This is a genomic window from Variovorax sp. LARHSF232 (assembly GCF_052871435.1).
The window spans coordinates 448,047-462,593 of sequence record NZ_JBIXJS010000003.1 but is presented as its reverse complement, the minus strand read 5'-3'; the positions used below and the strand labels follow the sequence as shown (position 1 = coordinate 462,593).

Annotated in this window: 16 protein-coding genes; 6 read left to right on the top strand and 10 right to left on the bottom strand. The window is 67.8% G+C overall.

Annotated elements, in window-relative coordinates; translation table 11 throughout:
- Positions 1-3 precede the first annotated feature (3 nt).
- From ACIPRI_RS10985 to ACIPRI_RS10950, 8 genes are all read right to left on the bottom strand, one after another.
- Positions 4-993: a branched-chain amino acid ABC transporter permease gene (locus ACIPRI_RS10985; protein WP_446621466.1), complete on the bottom strand. Its 990-nt coding sequence runs from the start codon at positions 991-993 to the stop codon at positions 4-6.
- Positions 990-1,859, bottom strand: coding sequence for a branched-chain amino acid ABC transporter permease (locus ACIPRI_RS10980; protein ID WP_446621465.1), 870 nt, complete (start codon positions 1,857-1,859; stop codon positions 990-992). Before ACIPRI_RS10980 ends, ACIPRI_RS10985 begins: the two co-directional genes overlap by 4 nt.
- A 7-nt stretch (positions 1,860-1,866) precedes the next feature.
- Positions 1,867-2,580, bottom strand: a complete 714-nt coding sequence (locus ACIPRI_RS10975) for an ABC transporter ATP-binding protein (protein ID WP_446621464.1) — start codon at positions 2,578-2,580, stop codon at positions 1,867-1,869.
- Positions 2,580-3,320 (bottom strand): ABC transporter ATP-binding protein, encoded by a 741-nt coding sequence (locus ACIPRI_RS10970; RefSeq protein ID WP_446621463.1) that lies wholly within the window; start codon positions 3,318-3,320, stop codon positions 2,580-2,582. Before ACIPRI_RS10970 ends, ACIPRI_RS10975 begins: the two co-directional genes overlap by 1 nt.
- Positions 3,321-3,493: 173 nt before the next feature.
- Entirely contained in the window at positions 3,494-4,750 is a 1,257-nt protein-coding gene (locus ACIPRI_RS10965; RefSeq protein WP_446621462.1) for an MFS transporter, read from the bottom strand.
- 22 nt (positions 4,751-4,772) lie between these two features.
- Positions 4,773-6,398, bottom strand: a complete 1,626-nt coding sequence (locus ACIPRI_RS10960) for a hypothetical protein (protein WP_446621461.1) — start codon at positions 6,396-6,398, stop codon at positions 4,773-4,775.
- Entirely contained in the window at positions 6,395-6,994 is a 600-nt protein-coding gene (locus tag ACIPRI_RS10955) for a YceI family protein (RefSeq protein WP_446621460.1), read from the bottom strand. The genes ACIPRI_RS10960 and ACIPRI_RS10955 overlap by 4 nt, the downstream gene beginning before the upstream one ends.
- Positions 6,991-7,746 (bottom strand): CDP-alcohol phosphatidyltransferase family protein, encoded by a 756-nt coding sequence (locus ACIPRI_RS10950; RefSeq protein ID WP_446621459.1) that lies wholly within the window; start codon positions 7,744-7,746, stop codon positions 6,991-6,993. The genes ACIPRI_RS10955 and ACIPRI_RS10950 overlap by 4 nt, the downstream gene beginning before the upstream one ends.
- 64 nt (positions 7,747-7,810) lie before the next feature.
- Here ACIPRI_RS10950 and ACIPRI_RS10945 point away from each other — a divergent pair, with 64 nt between their 5' ends.
- From ACIPRI_RS10945 to ACIPRI_RS10920, 6 genes are all read left to right on the top strand, one after another.
- Positions 7,811-8,824 carry a zinc-dependent alcohol dehydrogenase gene (locus ACIPRI_RS10945; protein ID WP_446621458.1) on the top strand — a complete coding sequence of 338 codons (1,014 nt, stop codon included), beginning with the start codon at positions 7,811-7,813 and terminating at the stop codon, positions 8,822-8,824.
- Positions 8,825-8,846: 22 nt separating this feature from the next.
- Positions 8,847-9,245, top strand: a complete 399-nt coding sequence (locus tag ACIPRI_RS10940) for a 6-pyruvoyl trahydropterin synthase family protein (protein ID WP_446621457.1) — start codon at positions 8,847-8,849, stop codon at positions 9,243-9,245.
- Positions 9,242-10,345, top strand: coding sequence for a glycosyltransferase family 4 protein (locus ACIPRI_RS10935; protein WP_446621456.1), 1,104 nt, complete (start codon positions 9,242-9,244; stop codon positions 10,343-10,345). Before ACIPRI_RS10940 ends, ACIPRI_RS10935 begins: the two co-directional genes overlap by 4 nt.
- A 4-nt stretch (positions 10,346-10,349) precedes the next feature.
- Positions 10,350-11,276 carry a class I SAM-dependent methyltransferase gene (locus ACIPRI_RS10930; protein WP_446621455.1) on the top strand — a complete coding sequence of 309 codons (927 nt, stop codon included), beginning with the start codon at positions 10,350-10,352 and terminating at the stop codon, positions 11,274-11,276.
- 246 nt (positions 11,277-11,522) lie between these two features.
- Entirely contained in the window at positions 11,523-12,251 is a 729-nt protein-coding gene (locus tag ACIPRI_RS10925) for a hypothetical protein (protein WP_446621454.1), read from the top strand.
- Positions 12,252-12,427: 176 nt separating this feature from the next.
- Positions 12,428-12,913: a SixA phosphatase family protein gene (locus tag ACIPRI_RS10920; RefSeq protein ID WP_446621453.1), complete on the top strand. Its 486-nt coding sequence runs from the start codon at positions 12,428-12,430 to the stop codon at positions 12,911-12,913.
- A gap of 183 nt (positions 12,914-13,096) precedes the next feature.
- Here ACIPRI_RS10920 and ACIPRI_RS10915 read toward each other — a convergent pair whose 3' ends face one another.
- The gene (locus tag ACIPRI_RS10915; RefSeq protein WP_446621452.1) at positions 13,097-13,897 is read right to left on the bottom strand and encodes a transporter substrate-binding domain-containing protein; all 801 of its coding nucleotides are present in this window, start codon (positions 13,895-13,897) and stop codon (positions 13,097-13,099) included.
- Between the two features lie 132 nt (positions 13,898-14,029).
- On the bottom strand, positions 14,030-14,416 hold the full coding sequence (locus ACIPRI_RS10910; RefSeq protein WP_446621451.1) for a hypothetical protein: 387 nt from the start codon (positions 14,414-14,416) through the stop codon (positions 14,030-14,032).
- Between the last annotated feature and the right edge of the window lie 131 nt (positions 14,417-14,547).

The window sequence follows — 14,547 nt, the reverse complement described above, 5'->3', positions numbered from 1 at the left end:
ATGTCATCGAACTTCACGGGAAGAAAGGCGCGCGGCCAGCGCGCGCAAGAGCCCCGCCACGCCGGCGGGCATGAGATACATGAAGGCGATCAGGAAGACGCCGTAGATGGCCCAGGGCGCCGCCTTGGATATCTCGTCGGCGACGTTGGGAATGAACTGGATGAACAAGGCGCCGTAGATCGCGCCCTGGATCGAGGCCAGGCCGCCCACCACCACCCCCACCACCAGGCTGATGGACAGGAAGACGCTGAACGAGTCCGGCGCGACGAACTGGATCACGATGGCCCCCAAGGCACCCGCGATGCCGGTGTACATCGCCGACACGCCGAAAGTCAACGACTTCACCATCGCCGTGTTCACCCCCATCGCCTGGGCCGCAATCGGCTGGTCGCGGATCGCCACCATGGCGCGGCCGATGCGCCCGCGCAAGAGGTTCCAGGCCACGGCAAAAAGCAGCAGCAGGCAGGCCAGCACCACGAAGTAGAGCCACTGGTCCTGCGTGAGGCCGCTCCATTCGGGCGCCTCGGGCTTGACGATGACGATGCCCATGGCGCCGCCGGTCCAATGCTCCAGGTGCTTGTATTTCAGGATCTGCGGCATCGCCACGCCCAGCGCGAAGGTGGCCAGCGCCAGGTACAGCCCTTCCAGCCGCAGCGCCGGCAGGCCGAACAGGAAGCCGGCCAGCAGGCACACCGCGCCGGCCGCCGGCACGGTGGCCCAGTAGGGCACGCCGAACTTGTCCATCAGGATGGCCGCAACATAAGCGCCGATGGCATAGAAGGCGCCATGGCCCAGCGAGATCTGGCCGTTGTAGCCCGTGAGCATGTTCAGGCCCAGGAGCGCAATGGCATAGACCAGCGCCAGGGTGAACTGGAACACCCGGTAGTTGCTCACCACGAAAGGCAGCGCGCAGGCGGCCACCAGCACCAGCGCCAGCGCCAGCAACATCCAGCGCAGGCGGTCGTGGGCGTTGTCGGGCGTGGCGGTGTTCATACCCGGGTCACGTGGACCTTGCCGAACAGGCCCGAGGGCCGGATCACCAGCACGCCGACGATCAGCACCAGCGCCACCGTGAGCTTGAGATCGGTGCCCAGCACCGCGCCCACCAGGTTCTCCAGCACGCCGACGATGAAGCCGCCGACCACCGCGCCGCCGGGGCTGTCGATGCCGCCCAGCAGGGCCGCGGCAAAGGCATAGAGCAGGATGCCGGCCATCATGTTGGGCTCCAGGAAGACGATGGGCGCGACCATGATCCCGGCGATGGCGCCGATGGCCGCCGCCAGGCCCCAGCCCAGCGCCAGCATCCAGCCCACGCGGATGCCCACCAGCCGGCTCGACACCGGGTTCTGCGCCGCCGCCCGCATCGCCAGCCCGAGCGGGGTGAAGCGGAAGAAGCCGAACACCAGCAGCAGCACCACCAGGGTGACGCCGATCGAGCCCAGTTCGTGCGAGGTGACGTAGGTGTTGCCAAACAGCGGCGCCGCGGGGAACGGGCTCGGAAAGGGTTTGATGGTGTAGCTGAAGATCCAGCCGGCCAGGCTGTTGAGGATCACCAGGAGGCCGATGAAGACGATCACCACCGACAGCACCGAGGCGTTCTCCACCGGCTGCACGATCACCCGCTCGATCAGCGCACCCAGCACGAAGGAGGCAGCCACCGTGAGGAAGAAGGCGCCCCAGTAGGGCACGCCCGCCTGCATCAGGCTCCAGGCGATGTAGGTGGAGAACATCGCCAGCTCGCCCTGGGCGAAGTTCACCAGGTGCGTGGCCTGGTAGATCATCACCAGCGCCAGCGCCACGCTGGCGTAGATGCCGCCGGTCGCCAGGCCCGAGAGCACTTGGTGCAGGAGGACGTTCATGGCTTGCTCAGTAGCCCAAGTAGGAGCGCCGCACCGACTCGTCGTTGCGGATGACATCGGCCGGCCCGGATATCACGACACGGCCGGTTTCCAGCAGGTAGGCGTGATCGGCCAGCTTCAGCGCCAGCGCCGCGTTCTGCTCCACCAGCAGCATGCTCACGCGGTCGCGGCGATTGATCTCGCGAAAGATCTCGAAGATCTCCTGCACGATGCGCGGCGCCAGGCCGAAGGAGGGCTCGTCCAGCAGCATCAGCCGCGGCCGCAGCATCAAGGCGCGCGACACCGCCAGCATCTGCTGCTCGCCGCCCGACAAGGTGCCGGCCTGCTGGCGGCGGCGCTCGCGCAGGCGCGGAAAGTAGGTGTAGATGCGCTCGAAATCCTCTTCCACCTGCGCCTTGTCTCGTCGCACGTAGGCGCCCAGGCGCAGGTTCTCGTCCACGCTCAGGTGGGTGAAGGTGCCACGCCCGTCCGGCACGTGCGCCACGCCCAGGCGCACGATGTTCTCGGTGCCGCGGCCGTCGATGCGCTGGCCGCCAAAGTGGATCTCGCCCTCGGTCTTCACCATGGCGCAGACGGCGCGCAAGGTGGTGGTCTTGCCGGCGCCGTTGGCACCCAGGATGGTGGTGATGCCGCCCTCCTCCACGTCGAAGTCCAGGCCGTGCAGCACCTTCACCGCGCCGTACTGCGCGTGCAGCTTGCGGGCCGTGAGGATCTGCGCCATCAGCCCGGCTCCCCCAGGTAGGCGCGGATCACGTCCGGATCGGCCTGCACCTGCGCAGGCGTGCCGTCGGCAATGATCTTGCCGAAATCCAGCGCCACCACCTTGTCCGACACCCGCATCACCAGGTTCATGTGGTGCTCCACCAGCAGCATGGTGAGGGCCAGGCGCTCGCGCACCTGGCGCAAGAGCGCCATCAGGCCGCCCACCTCCTCGTGGTTGAGGCCGCCAGCCGGCTCGTCGAGCAGCAGCAGCTTGGGCTGGCTGGCCAGGGCGCGGCCCAGTTCCACCCGCTTCTGGGTGCCGAAGGGCAGATCCATCACGCGGGTCTCGGCCACGCGGGTGAGCTCGAGCAGCTGCAGCAGTTCTTCGGCGCGGCCGGCCAGCGCCGCTTCCTCGCGGCGCACCCATGGCAGGTGCAGCGCATTGGCCAGAAAGCCGCTCCGGGTGCGGCAATGGCCGCCCACCATGATGTTCTGGCGCACGCTCATCGTGCCGAACAAGGCCAGGTTCTGGAAGGTGCGCCCGATGCCCAGCGCCGCGATGCGGTGGGCCGGCGTGTCCAGCAGCGAACGGCCTTCGAACTCGATGCGCCCCTGGCTGAAGCTGTACAGGCGCGAGAGGCAGTTGAACAAGGTGGTCTTGCCGGCGCCGTTGGGGCCGATCAGGCCGACGATGTGGCCCTGCGGCACGGCGAAGGACACGTCGTCGAGCGCCGTGATGCCGCCAAAGCGCACCGTCACCCCCTCGACGCGGAGCAGATCAGCACGGACCGCAGCAACAGCATCGAGCGAGACGATGGCCGACTCCTTGCATGGTGGACATGCGGATGGCCCTGTCGCCACAGAGACAGGGCTGTCCTGTGGCGGGACGATAGCGAGGCCCGCCTTCGTTCCGAACTCGGCAATACCCTTGCCTATGTCACCGACGCGACGGCGCCGACGCGACGGCGCCCGACGCGCATCAGCAAGGTGGCGGCAATCGTCATGTTCAGGAGATTCCAGGCAATGCCGTTGATGAAGGCGGCGTGGTAGCTGCCCGTCAGGTCGAACACCTTGCCCGACATCCAGCCGCCCAGCGCCATGCCCAGCAGCGTGGCCGTGATCACGGCGCCGATGCGCGTGCTCGCTTCCCTGGGCGGAAAGTACTCGCGCACGATGATGGCGTAGGACGGCACGATGCCGCCCTGGAACAGGCCGAACAGCGCCGACACCACGAACAGCGGCACCAGCCCATCAAAAGGCAGGAACAGCAACAGCGCAATGCACTGCAGCACCGAGCCCAGCAGCAAGGTGCGCAAGCCCCCGATGCGGTCGCAGATGACGCCCGAGATCAGGCGGCTCAGGATGCCGAACCCCAGCATCACCGACAGCATCTGCGCCCCGCGCGCAGCGCCCAGGCCGAGGTCGGCGCAGTAGGCGACGATGTGCACCTGCGGCATCGACATGGCCACGCAGCAGGCCACGCCGGCCACGCACAGAAGGCCCTGCGCCGCACCCATGCGCAGGCCAAAAGGCCGCGCATCGGCACCCGGCAGCGCCGGCATGCCCGCCGCCGCGGTGGTCACCAGGGCCGGCGGCCGCGCGCGCATGCCAAGCGCCAGCAACGCGATCGCCAGGCCGCTGAAGATGCCCAGCCCGATGTAGGTAGAGCGCCAGCCGGCCGTCTCGATGAAGTGCTGGACGATCGGCGGCCACACCGCGCCGGCAATGTAGTTGCCGCTGGCGCACATCGCCACCGCAATGCCGCGCCGCTTGACGAACCACAGCGAGGTGTCGGCCACCAGCGGCGCGAAGAAGGCAGCGCTGCCCAGCATGCCGACCAGCACGCCCTGCACCAGGGCAAAGCTGAGGATGCTGCCGGCCAGGCCGCTGGCCGCATAGCCCAGGCCGATGCCGAGCGCGCCCAGCAGCAGCGGCCACATCACGCCGAAGCGATCGGCGAGCCGACCCATCAGCACGCCGCCGATGCCGAAGCCGATCATCAGCAGGGTGTAGGGCAGCGAGGCATCGGCGCGCTCGATGCCGAAGTCCGCCTGTACCGCGGGCAACATCACCGCCACCACGTACATGCCGCTGCTGCCCACGGTCATGAGCAGCATGGTCAGCAGCAGCCGGAAGGCGGCGTAGCGGGAATCGGCCTGGTGCGGGTGGTGAGGTGTTGTTGTCGGCATGCGGCGCATTTTGCCGAGGACGCTATTCGCCTGCAGACGTGGCCACCGCCCGCGCATCGAAAGCCGCCAGCATCAGCGGCGTCAGGCCATGCATGCTGCCGGCCGCCTGCGCCGGCGGCATGAGCCCCGGCGCGAAACCGAGCGCCTCGAAGCGCTGCAGCAGCCTGGTGTCGGCGCTGATCACGTGCACCGGCACGTCCCACGATGCGCCGGCGCCGCTCACCGCGGCCAACGGCTGGTGGTCGCCGATCACGATGGTGAGCAACTGGGCCGGCGCCGGCCCGGCCAGGTAGCTGCCCAGCCATCGGAAGGTGTATTTCAGCGAATGCAGATAGGCCGCGGCCGGCTGCGACCACTCCGCCGGCCTGGCCAGCGCCTGGTCGATCTGCGCCGGGCTGTAGGCGTCGGCACGCAGCAGCCTGGCCCAGTCATCCACGAAAGGCGCAACCGGCCGGAAGGGCGCATGGCTGCTCAAGGTGGGAAAGACGATGAAGCGCGGCGCACGCCCAGCGCGCGGCGCGGCCAGTTCCTGTGCATGCAGCAGCGCCATCGAGGCCTGGTCGGGAATGCGCCAGTAGCCCAGCGGGGCGCCCGCATAGCCGGTGCTGTCCGCGTCGGCATAGCGCTCGAAGCCATAGAAATTGCCTTCCGGCCAGGGACGCTGCAGGCCCGGCATCCAGCTCACGGTGCGCCAGCCGGCCGACTTGAAATGGCTCACCAGGCTGGGACGCCCGGTGGCCAGCAGCAGCTCGTAGGCGCCAGGATCCTGCGTGTCGACCCCGGCCAGCAGCGCCGCATGGGCCAGCCAGGAGGCACCGCCGAAGGTGGGCGAGCGCACCCGGGCCGACACCACCTGGCGCCCACCGGCCGCCAGCGCCTGCGCCAGCTGCGCGCGGGCGGGCGCCAGGGCTGCCGCCTGGCGCGGATCGTCCAGCGTGCTGGCGCCATAGGACTCGGCAAAGATCAGCAGCACGTCGGCCCCGCCCAGGCCGTCCAGCCGGCGGGCTGCGAAATCCGGACTGGCCGACAGCTGCGTCGCCGCCGCCCCGGGCCACATCTGTGTTGCCAGCAGCTCGGCCTGGCGCACCAACGCGGGCGCGACCGGCAGCGAAAAGAAGAAGCGCGTGTCGCGCCCGTCGATGCCATGCACCGAGAAGGCGGCCAGCAGCGCGACGCCGGCCAGGCCGACGGCGGGCCGCGCGCGCGGCATCTGCAAGAGGGCCTTGGCAATGGCGCGCCAGCAGCACAAGGCCAAGGCATAGAGCAGAAGCGCAACGGCCAGCAGCAACAGCGCCACCAGCGCGATCTGCCAGGCCGCGAACTCGCCCATGCGCAGCAACTCGAAGAGATGCCGGCTGTCCCAGTACAAATTGAGCGGCCGGCCGAACACCGCGGCTACCGTCACTTGCAGGTAGCGCGCCACGATCCACACGGCCGTGAGCGCGGCCAGGCCGCGCAGCCAGCGCACGCCGGGTAAGCCGCGCCAGGCGATGAAGGCGGTGAGCGCCAGCAACGCCATCGCCAGCTCGAAGGACAGTCGCGGCGACAGGCGCGGCCACAAGGTCGGCCAGAGGTTCTCCAGCGTCAGCAGGGCGTTGAGCAGCAGCAGCGCAAGCGCCGGCCGCAGCAGCACCCCATTCGAATTCATTTCCTCTTGGCCTCGAACTCGATGATGAGCGGCACCTCGTCGCCGACCCAGCCGTTGTCGACGCCGTATTTCATGCCATAGCTGCTGCGCTTGAAGCTGCCGCGCGCCGACACGCCCATCACGTAGGTCTTGTCCAGGGGCGAGACGCCGCTCTTGTTCCAGGTGGCGGTCAAGGTCAGCGGCTGGCTGCGGCCCAAGAGCTCCAACTGGCCGGGAATCTCGAAGCTGCGATCGCCGGTGCGCTTGGCGTTGGCGGCGGTGAACACCATGCGCGGAAACTCGGCGGCGTTCAGAAAGTCGGCGCTCTTCAGATGCTGGTCGCGCTTGGCGTGGCTGGTGAACACGCTCTGCGTATCGACCTCGATGCGCACGTTGCTCAAGGCGCCGCTGCCTTCGTCGAAGCTGTAGCTGCCACGCACCGCGCGGAACATGCCCAGCACCTTGGCATAGCCCAGGTGCTCGACCAGGAAGCCCATGCTGATGTGCTCCGGGTCCAGCTCGTAGGGCTGCGGTTCGGCGCGCGCGGGCAATGCAGCGAGCATGGTGAGGCAAAAAGCGAGAGCGCCCGGCAGGCGGGCTGGCGCAAGAGCTTTCATTTGATGGTCTCCATCGGCAGGCCGCGCCGGCGGGCGAGCCACAGCAGGTCGGCGGCAAAGGAATAGAAGAGCAGCGCCAGGCTCGCCGCCGCGATGGCCTGGCTCCAGGGTCGCGTGATGATCGGGCCCAGGCAGACGATCAGGCAAGTGATTTGCACCACGCACACCGCCTTGCGCCGCGTGCTTGGCGGCAACCCGCGCGCGAGCCAGGGCCAGGCCTTGCCGGCCAGCACGAAGGCATAGCGCGCCAGCCCGGCCCCGATCACCCAGGCGCCAGCTTTCTCGAACTGCCACACCAAGAGGCTCAGCACCAGCACGAGGAGCGCATCGCTTTCCATGTCGAAGCGCGCGCCGAAGTCGCTGGCCAGGCCCCGGGCACGCGCCAAGGGGCCGTCCAGCGCATCGAGCAGCGCGGCCACGGTCGCCAGCACCACGGTGCCCCAGGCCATGCCGACCGGGTCGGGCAGCGGCTCGCCGACGCCACCGGCCAGCAGCGCGATCAGCGCCAGGCGCGCCAGCGTCACGCGGTTCGCGGCGCCAAAACGTGCATGCGGCACGTGCCGCTTCAAGCCATGCAGGATCGCCGCGCAACCGAGCAGGAAAACGGCCAGCGCCTTGAGCACGAACCAGTGCGCCAACGCCCCCGTCAGCACCAGGCCGGCGGCCGCCAGTCCCAGCAGCAGCAGGCAGGCCAGCGCCTCGCGCCCGGCGTCGCGCCGCAGCGCCGCCAGGGCATCGCCATCGGTCGTCAAAGCAGGTCGTCCACGCATCGGCCTAAGATCGCTTCAGGTCACCCAATTGGAAAGAAGAAGGCGCATGCCAGCATATCCTTCCGACGACTCTCGCGCGCAGGCCCGGGCTTGCTGGATCGCCGCGTCCGGCCGGGCCGAGATCCGGCCCGCGCCCTTGCCGTCGGCGCCCGGCCCGGCCGAGGTGCAGGTGCGCGCGCTGCACAGCGGCATCAGCCGCGGCACCGAGCTCCTGGTGTTTCGCGGCCTGGTGCCACCCAGCGAGCACCAGCGCATGCGCGCGCCCTTCCAGGACGGCGAGTTTCCGGCGCCGGTGAAATACGGCTATGCCAGCGTGGGTATCGTCGAGCACGGGCCTGCGCACCTGATGCACAGGCCGGTGTTCTGCCTTTACCCGCACCAGACGCGCTACATCGTGCCTGCCGATGCAGTGCATCCGCTGCCCGAGGGCCTGCCGCCTGAGCGCGCGGTGCTGGCCGCCAACATGGAAACCGCCGTCAATGCCTTGTGGGACGCGGCGCCTCGACTGGGCGATCGGATCGCGGTGGTGGGCGGTGGCGTGGTCGGCCTGCTGGTGGCCTGGCTGGCATCGCGCCTGCCCGGCTGCCAGGTGGAACTGATCGACACGCATGCGCCGCGCGCCGCCGTCGCCGCCCGCCTGGGCCTGGCCTTCGCTACGCCGGATGCCGCCACGCCGGAAGCCGACCTGGTGATCCATGCCAGCGGCCACGCCGAGGGCCTGGCCAGCGCGCTGCGGCTGGCCGCCTTCGAAGCCACGGTGCTGGAACTCAGCTGGTACGGCCAGCAGCCGGTGAACGTGCCGCTGGGCGAGGCCTTTCATGCGCGGCGGCTCACGCTCAAGAGCTCGCAGGTGGGCCACGTCGCCAGTGCCCAGCGCGCGCGCTGGAGCCACGCACGCCGCCTGGCCCTGGCGCTGGGACTGCTGCGCGACGGACAAGCACTGGACGCGCTCGTCACCGGCAGCGCGCCCTTTGACGAACTGCCCGCCGTGCTGGCCCGCCTGGCCCAGGGCGCACCGGATACGCTGTGCCAGCGCATCGACTATCCCCTTTCTTCTTGACTACCGAAGGAGCAACTCCCGCATGTACAGCGTCAACGTCCGCGACCATTTCATGATTGCCCACAGCTTCCGCGGCGAAGCCTTCGGCCCGGCCCAGCGCATGCACGGCGCCACCTACGTGGTCGACCTGGAGTTCCGGCGCGAGGCGCTGGATGCCGACGGCATGGTGGTCGACATCGCGCGCGCCACCGAAGTGCTGCATACCGTGCTGGCCGAACTGAACCTGCGCAACCTGGACGAGGACCCGGCCTTTGCCGGCCAGAACACCACCACCGAATTTTTGGCCAAGGTGATCTTCGACCGCATCGCCACCCGCGCCGCGGTCGGCGAGTTGGGGCCGCATGCGCAGGGCCTCCGTTCGATGCGTGTACGGCTCAACGAATCGCACGTGGCCTGGGCGGCCTACGAAGGAAAGCTTTGACCTTGTCCGGCGCCGCGCAACAACAACATCGCCATTGCAGCGTCCTGGTGCCGGGCGATCTGGCCACCCGCACCGGTGGCTACACCTACGACCGCAAGATCATCGACGGCCTGCGTGCGCTGGGCTGGCAGGTGGATGTGCATGCGCTGGGCGAGGGCTTTCCGAAGCCGGATGCGGCGGCACTGGCACAGGCCCACCAGGTGATCGAGGCCCTGCCCGACGGCGCGCTGACAGTGGTGGATGGACTGGCCTTCGGCGTGCTCGGCGAACTGGCGCATGCCCATGCACAACGGCTGCGCTGGGTCGCCCTGGTGCATCACCCACTGGCGCTGGAAACGGGCCCATCAGAAATGCAGCGCGAGGCCTTGCAGCAAAGCGAACGGCACGCGCTGCAGGCGGCACGCCGCGTGGTCGTCACCAGCCCATTCACCGCGCGCAACCTGGCGGCCGACTTCGGCGTGCCGGCCGCGCGCATCGACGTGGTCGAACCGGGCACCGATCCGGCGCCCGTGGCCACGGGCAGCCAGCCTGGCGAGCCGCTCAACCTGCTTTGCGTGGCCACCGTCACGCCGCGCAAGGGGCATGCGCTGCTGGTCGAGGCCCTGGCCGAGCTGCGGGACCGACGCTGGACGCTGCATTGCGCTGGCAGCCTGACGATGGACCCGGCCTGCGCCGAATCCTTGAAGCGGGCCATCGAAGCACACGGCCTGCAAGAGCGCGTGCTGCTGCACGGCGAACAGGACGAAGCAGCGCTGCGCCGACTCTATGCCGCCGCCGATGCCTTCGTCCTGCCCTCTTTCCATGAGGGCTACGGCATGGCGCTGGCCGAGGCCATCGCCCATGGCTTGCCGGTGATCAGCACGCGCGCCGGTGCCATTGCCGACACCGTGCCGGCACAGGCCGGCGTGCTGGTGCCGCCTGGCGATGTGCCGGCCCTGCGCGACGCCTTGCGGCGCCTGCTGGACGACACGCCATGGCGTGCGCTACTGCGCGGCGGCGCGCGGGCGGCGCGCGCCAGGCTGCCCGATTGGCGGCACAGCAGCGAGCGCTTCGCGCAGGTCCTGCTGCAAGGCAACGCGCTGAATCAGGAAGGAACTTGACACGATGAGCTTCAGCACCGAATGGCTGGCCCTGCGCGAACCCTTCGATCGCGCGGCGCGCGAAGGCTCGGCACTGGACCTGCTGCCACTGACGGAAGGCCGCCCCGGCAGCAGCAGCAACAACGACGGCGGCGATGCGTTGACGCCCTATCGCGTGCTGGACCTGGGCTGCGGCACCGGCGCCAACCTGCGCGCGCTGGCCCCACGCCTGGGCGGCACGCAGCGCTGGCACCTGGTCGACCACGACGCGCGGCTGCTGGCGGCGCTGCCACGCGTGATGACCGAATGGGCCACGACGCATCGCCTGAAGATGCCAACGCCGACCTCCGCCGACAGCCTCCTGTGCATCGAAGGGCCGCAGCAGCAGTGGCGCGTCGAACTGAGCTGGCAACGGGCCGACCTGGTGCACGAACTCGACACCCTGCCCTTCGATGGCTGCGACCTGGTCAGCGCAGCGGCGCTGCTGGACCTGGTGTCGGCGTCCTGGCTGGCAGCCTTGCTCACCAAAGCCCATGAAGTTCGCGCCGCCCTGCTGTTCGCCTTGACGGTGGATGGACGCATCGACTGGCAGCCGGTGGTCGCCGGCGACACGCAGGTCACGCAGCTGTTCACCGCGCATCAGCTGCGCGACAAGGGCTTCGGCGGGCCGGCCTTGGGCGTCAACGCGGTGCCGCGCGCGGTCGAGCGCCTGGTTGCGCTGGGTTACCGCTGCGTGCAGGCGGGCAGCGACTGGGAGCTGGCCCCCGACTCCGGCGCTCGTCTCCTGCAGCAGATGATCGACGGCCTGGCCGATGCCGCGCTGGAGCAGGACCCGGCGGCGCGCGACCTGGTGCTGGGATGGCGGCTGCGGCGCCTGGCATTGGCCGCGCACAGCAAGCTGCGCGTGGGGCATGCGGAGTTGCTGGCGCTGCCGTTGGCGTCGGAGAAGTAGGCGATGTTCTCTTGAGCTTCAAGCGTGGGGGCGGAGCCTGCCGCCGTTGCAGAACGAGGCGCCGCCGGTGCCCTTTCGAACACCCGCTTAGGGGCCCGTTGCGCACGTAGCGCCTTCGCGAAAGCGGATGTTCGAGGCAACTGTCGGCTTCGGCGCCCAAAGCGGAACTCTGACGCTTCGCAAAGCGGCTGTTCAGGGTCCAAGGGTAGAGTTGACGATTTGCAAAACCTGGGCAGAGGCAATGAGATGAAAGAACGCAGTCTCGGAACCGTAGCTTGGGGACTGCACTTGGTCGCGCTGACCCTTTGCTTGCTCATCGCAGGTTGCGGCGAAAGAAAAGTCAAGGCCGCGTGCACTGAAGTGCCGACTGTAGACGGCTACCGAACAGTGGTTGCCGAAGGCGGAACGATGCGGCTACGACTTCCGAGTCGCTTTGCGATCCGCTATACGCAAGACTGCGCAGAGGTGAGATCCTTCTCGGCCACGTATTTCTGGGATGGCAGCGATAGGTTGCTTGACCACCTCGCTTCCCCGCCTTACGACACGTTTGTTCAGGTCTATCCGACCTTTCAGCCCCTTGGCGTCCAGCCCCGCAACGACGAACTGCGTTGGCCGGAAGCAGGAGCCTCACTCAAGGCACACGGAAAGTATCCGCTCGATCTCATCCGGGCCGCGACAAGCCCCAACGAATTGGACATCTGGGCGGTGCGAGGCACCCTCGACCCCACAACGGGTCATCCATTCGTCACGGTATGTGCTTTCGAGCGGGACGGCTCATCCAGTAGCGATCCGCTGCTACCGGCAGAGTTTGGCAAGAGCAATCCAGATGCACGGTGCCGCGGTGCAGTACGAGCGGTGAGAGGCGACAAAGTGATCTTTGCAGGCGTTCACATTTGGGCCAGGAACGCACCGTATATCGACAAGATCTACAGCGCGGTTCAAACAGAACTTGGCAGCTACATCTTGGCGGACTGAAGGACCGCTTCTGGCCCGATTCTTGGCGCAGGCTCAGTCAGTGCGCACGCGCTCACCGAAATAAGCTGTCGCAAAGTACCGACAAACTATTCCGTTTCAGCGCCGTAGTGGACGTGAAGAAATCTCTTGGCCGCTAGGGACGCCGGTGTAGAGTTGAATCGGCTCGAAAGTTGATCGTGAAAACTCTGTTTCTAGTGCGGCATGCCAAATCGAGTCGCGACGATCCGTCCTTGCCCGACCGGGAACGACCGTTGAACGATCGCGGCCGCCAGGACGCGCCCGCGATGGGCAAGCGCCTCAGCAAGCGCGGGGTCAAGCCCGATCTGCTCGTGTCGAGCCCCGCACTGCGCGCGCTGACGACGGCGCAACTCATCGCCGACGAGATCGGCTACCAACGCAAGGACATCATTGTCGATGAACGGCTCTACGCCAGCAGCCCGGACGACTTGCTCGCTATCATTTGCGCACTCGATGACAAGGTGGACCGCGCGATGCTCTTCGGCCACAACCCCGAGTTCAGCAACCTCGCGCACCGGCTGTCGAGCGACGTCATCGACATGCCCACATGCGCCGTCGCCGAGTTCCGCTTCGACGCAAAGGCGTGGGCGGATGTCGGGGAGGTCGGCCCGGCGAAGGTCAAGTTGGACGCGCCGAAGAAGTAGTTCAACCTTCGAGGCTCGCGGCTTTGACGCGTTGACTTCACGGGCAGACGCGGACTAGACGCCGATAGCGCATGTCTGGTCTTGGCCCGACTGTTGCCGGTTGCGCCCCTCTGGCGCTTCGGGGCCGATCCGGACTTCCTGCGAAAGACACTCGACCTCCGGGAAGGCGCCGTTAGAGAGCATCTACCTGGGTGGAGCAACGGCGACTCCGCGCAGCCCAGCCCCCTTGATCGCGGCCGCCACCAGGTTCGCCGACTTCGCCTCCTCGACGTATTTGGCGACGTACATGGCCGCGGCAGCACTGCGCCCCTTGGGCACGCCCATGCCGATCGGCTCCACGACGATCCGGCCCTCGAGAACTCGCGAGCCTGGCCGGCTCGTCGCTCCGGCGAAGAGGGCCGTCTTGGTGGCGGCAATCGCTTCGACCTTTCCGGTATCCAGCAAGGCGAAGTTTTCGGCAGGGCTATTGACTCGGACCAGCTCGGCGCGTTTCAAGGTCTTCGAGAGGTGGAGCTCTGCGCCGGATTTTTCGAGCACTCCGATCCGGATCCCCGCCTTGTCCACGTCCGCCGCCGTGGCGACAGGGACACCGGCGCGGACGAGGTAACCCTGTTCGACTTCCATGTAAGGCGCAGAGAACTCCATCGCCGCCGCCCGCTCGGCATTGATTCCGGCCAGTGCGACGTCCCATTCGCCGGACTTCGCACCGCCGATCAGCGCGGGAGGGTTGGAATACACGACCGCTTGGAACGGCACGCCAACGCGGCGCGCGAGCTCCTTTCCGAGGTCGACTGCAACGCCTTTGAGTTCGCCGGTCGCTGAATCCTTGCTCGCATAAATCGGCCCGAGGAGAAATGCGACTCGAAGCGTGCCCGTTGGTGCCACCGCGGCTCTCGTCTCCTGGTTCACTCCCTCCTGCATTCCCGCGCAGCCGCCGATGTACAGCCCGACCACCGCTGCCTGTATCCAGTCACGTATTTGCATGGTGTGCTCCTCTGAAATCGCCGCTCTCTGACGCAAAGCCGCGCATCGCGGCGGGCAGCCGTCAAAACCAGGACTCCAGTTTCCGAGCGCGGCCAGCCGCGATGGTCCGCTCCTGGCCCGTATCCGGCTCCGCTAAGCCTTTGCGAATTTGGAGGCGAAGAGCACTCTGCTTCCCGCCACACCAACCAGAAGCCCGGAGCCCATCGCGAGAAACAGCAGCGAATGTGGCGAAATCGCGGCGCTCGCGAGTGCCACCCCTGCGGTCGAGATTCCGGTCGCGAAGAAGTTGACCGCGCCCAATAGAAAGAAGTGCCAGCCCACACGGACAGCCTTGTCGTTGCCCAAGGATGCCTGGAGTCCAAGAATCAATGGAAGGCTGGCAGCGCTGCCCGCGAATATCAGCGAAACGTCTTGCCAGTGGAGCGGCGGATTGCTGGCCGCCGCGGCATCGAGTGCCCAGGGGCCGGACGCGAGCCCGGACACAGCCGCGATTGCGAGGACTACCCGGAAGAAGCGCATTCTGATTCTCTGAGGCGTTGATTCTTGTGATGTAGAGCCACGACGGTAAGGACCGCTTTTTGGCCGACTGTAGCCGGTCGCCGGCTAGGAGCTTCGGCCCATCTCGGCCGGTCGCATAGCCGAAGCAGATA

Excerpts from the sequence above, each read along its gene's own strand:
- ACIPRI_RS10910 (WP_446621451.1), bottom strand. The coding sequence starts at position 14,416 with ATGCGCTTCTTCCGGGTAGTCCTCGCAATCGCGGCTGTGTCCGGGCTC.
- ACIPRI_RS10925 (WP_446621454.1), top strand. The coding sequence starts at position 11,523 with ATGAAAGAACGCAGTCTCGGAACCGTAGCTTGGGGACTGCACTTGGTC.
- ACIPRI_RS10955 (WP_446621460.1), bottom strand. The coding sequence starts at position 6,994 with ATGAAAGCTCTTGCGCCAGCCCGCCTGCCGGGCGCTCTCGCTTTTTGC.
- ACIPRI_RS10930 (WP_446621455.1), top strand. The coding sequence starts at position 10,350 with ATGAGCTTCAGCACCGAATGGCTGGCCCTGCGCGAACCCTTCGATCGC.
- ACIPRI_RS10965 (WP_446621462.1), bottom strand. The coding sequence starts at position 4,750 with ATGCCGACAACAACACCTCACCACCCGCACCAGGCCGATTCCCGCTAC.
- ACIPRI_RS10915 (WP_446621452.1), bottom strand. The coding sequence starts at position 13,897 with ATGCAAATACGTGACTGGATACAGGCAGCGGTGGTCGGGCTGTACATC.
- ACIPRI_RS10975 (WP_446621464.1), bottom strand. The coding sequence starts at position 2,580 with ATGGCGCAGATCCTCACGGCCCGCAAGCTGCACGCGCAGTACGGCGCG.
- ACIPRI_RS10940 (WP_446621457.1), top strand. The coding sequence starts at position 8,847 with ATGTACAGCGTCAACGTCCGCGACCATTTCATGATTGCCCACAGCTTC.
- ACIPRI_RS10980 (WP_446621465.1), bottom strand. The coding sequence starts at position 1,859 with ATGAACGTCCTCCTGCACCAAGTGCTCTCGGGCCTGGCGACCGGCGGC.
- ACIPRI_RS10960 (WP_446621461.1), bottom strand. The coding sequence starts at position 6,398 with ATGAATTCGAATGGGGTGCTGCTGCGGCCGGCGCTTGCGCTGCTGCTG.
- ACIPRI_RS10945 (WP_446621458.1), top strand. The coding sequence starts at position 7,811 with ATGCCAGCATATCCTTCCGACGACTCTCGCGCGCAGGCCCGGGCTTGC.
- ACIPRI_RS10985 (WP_446621466.1), bottom strand. The coding sequence starts at position 993 with ATGAACACCGCCACGCCCGACAACGCCCACGACCGCCTGCGCTGGATG.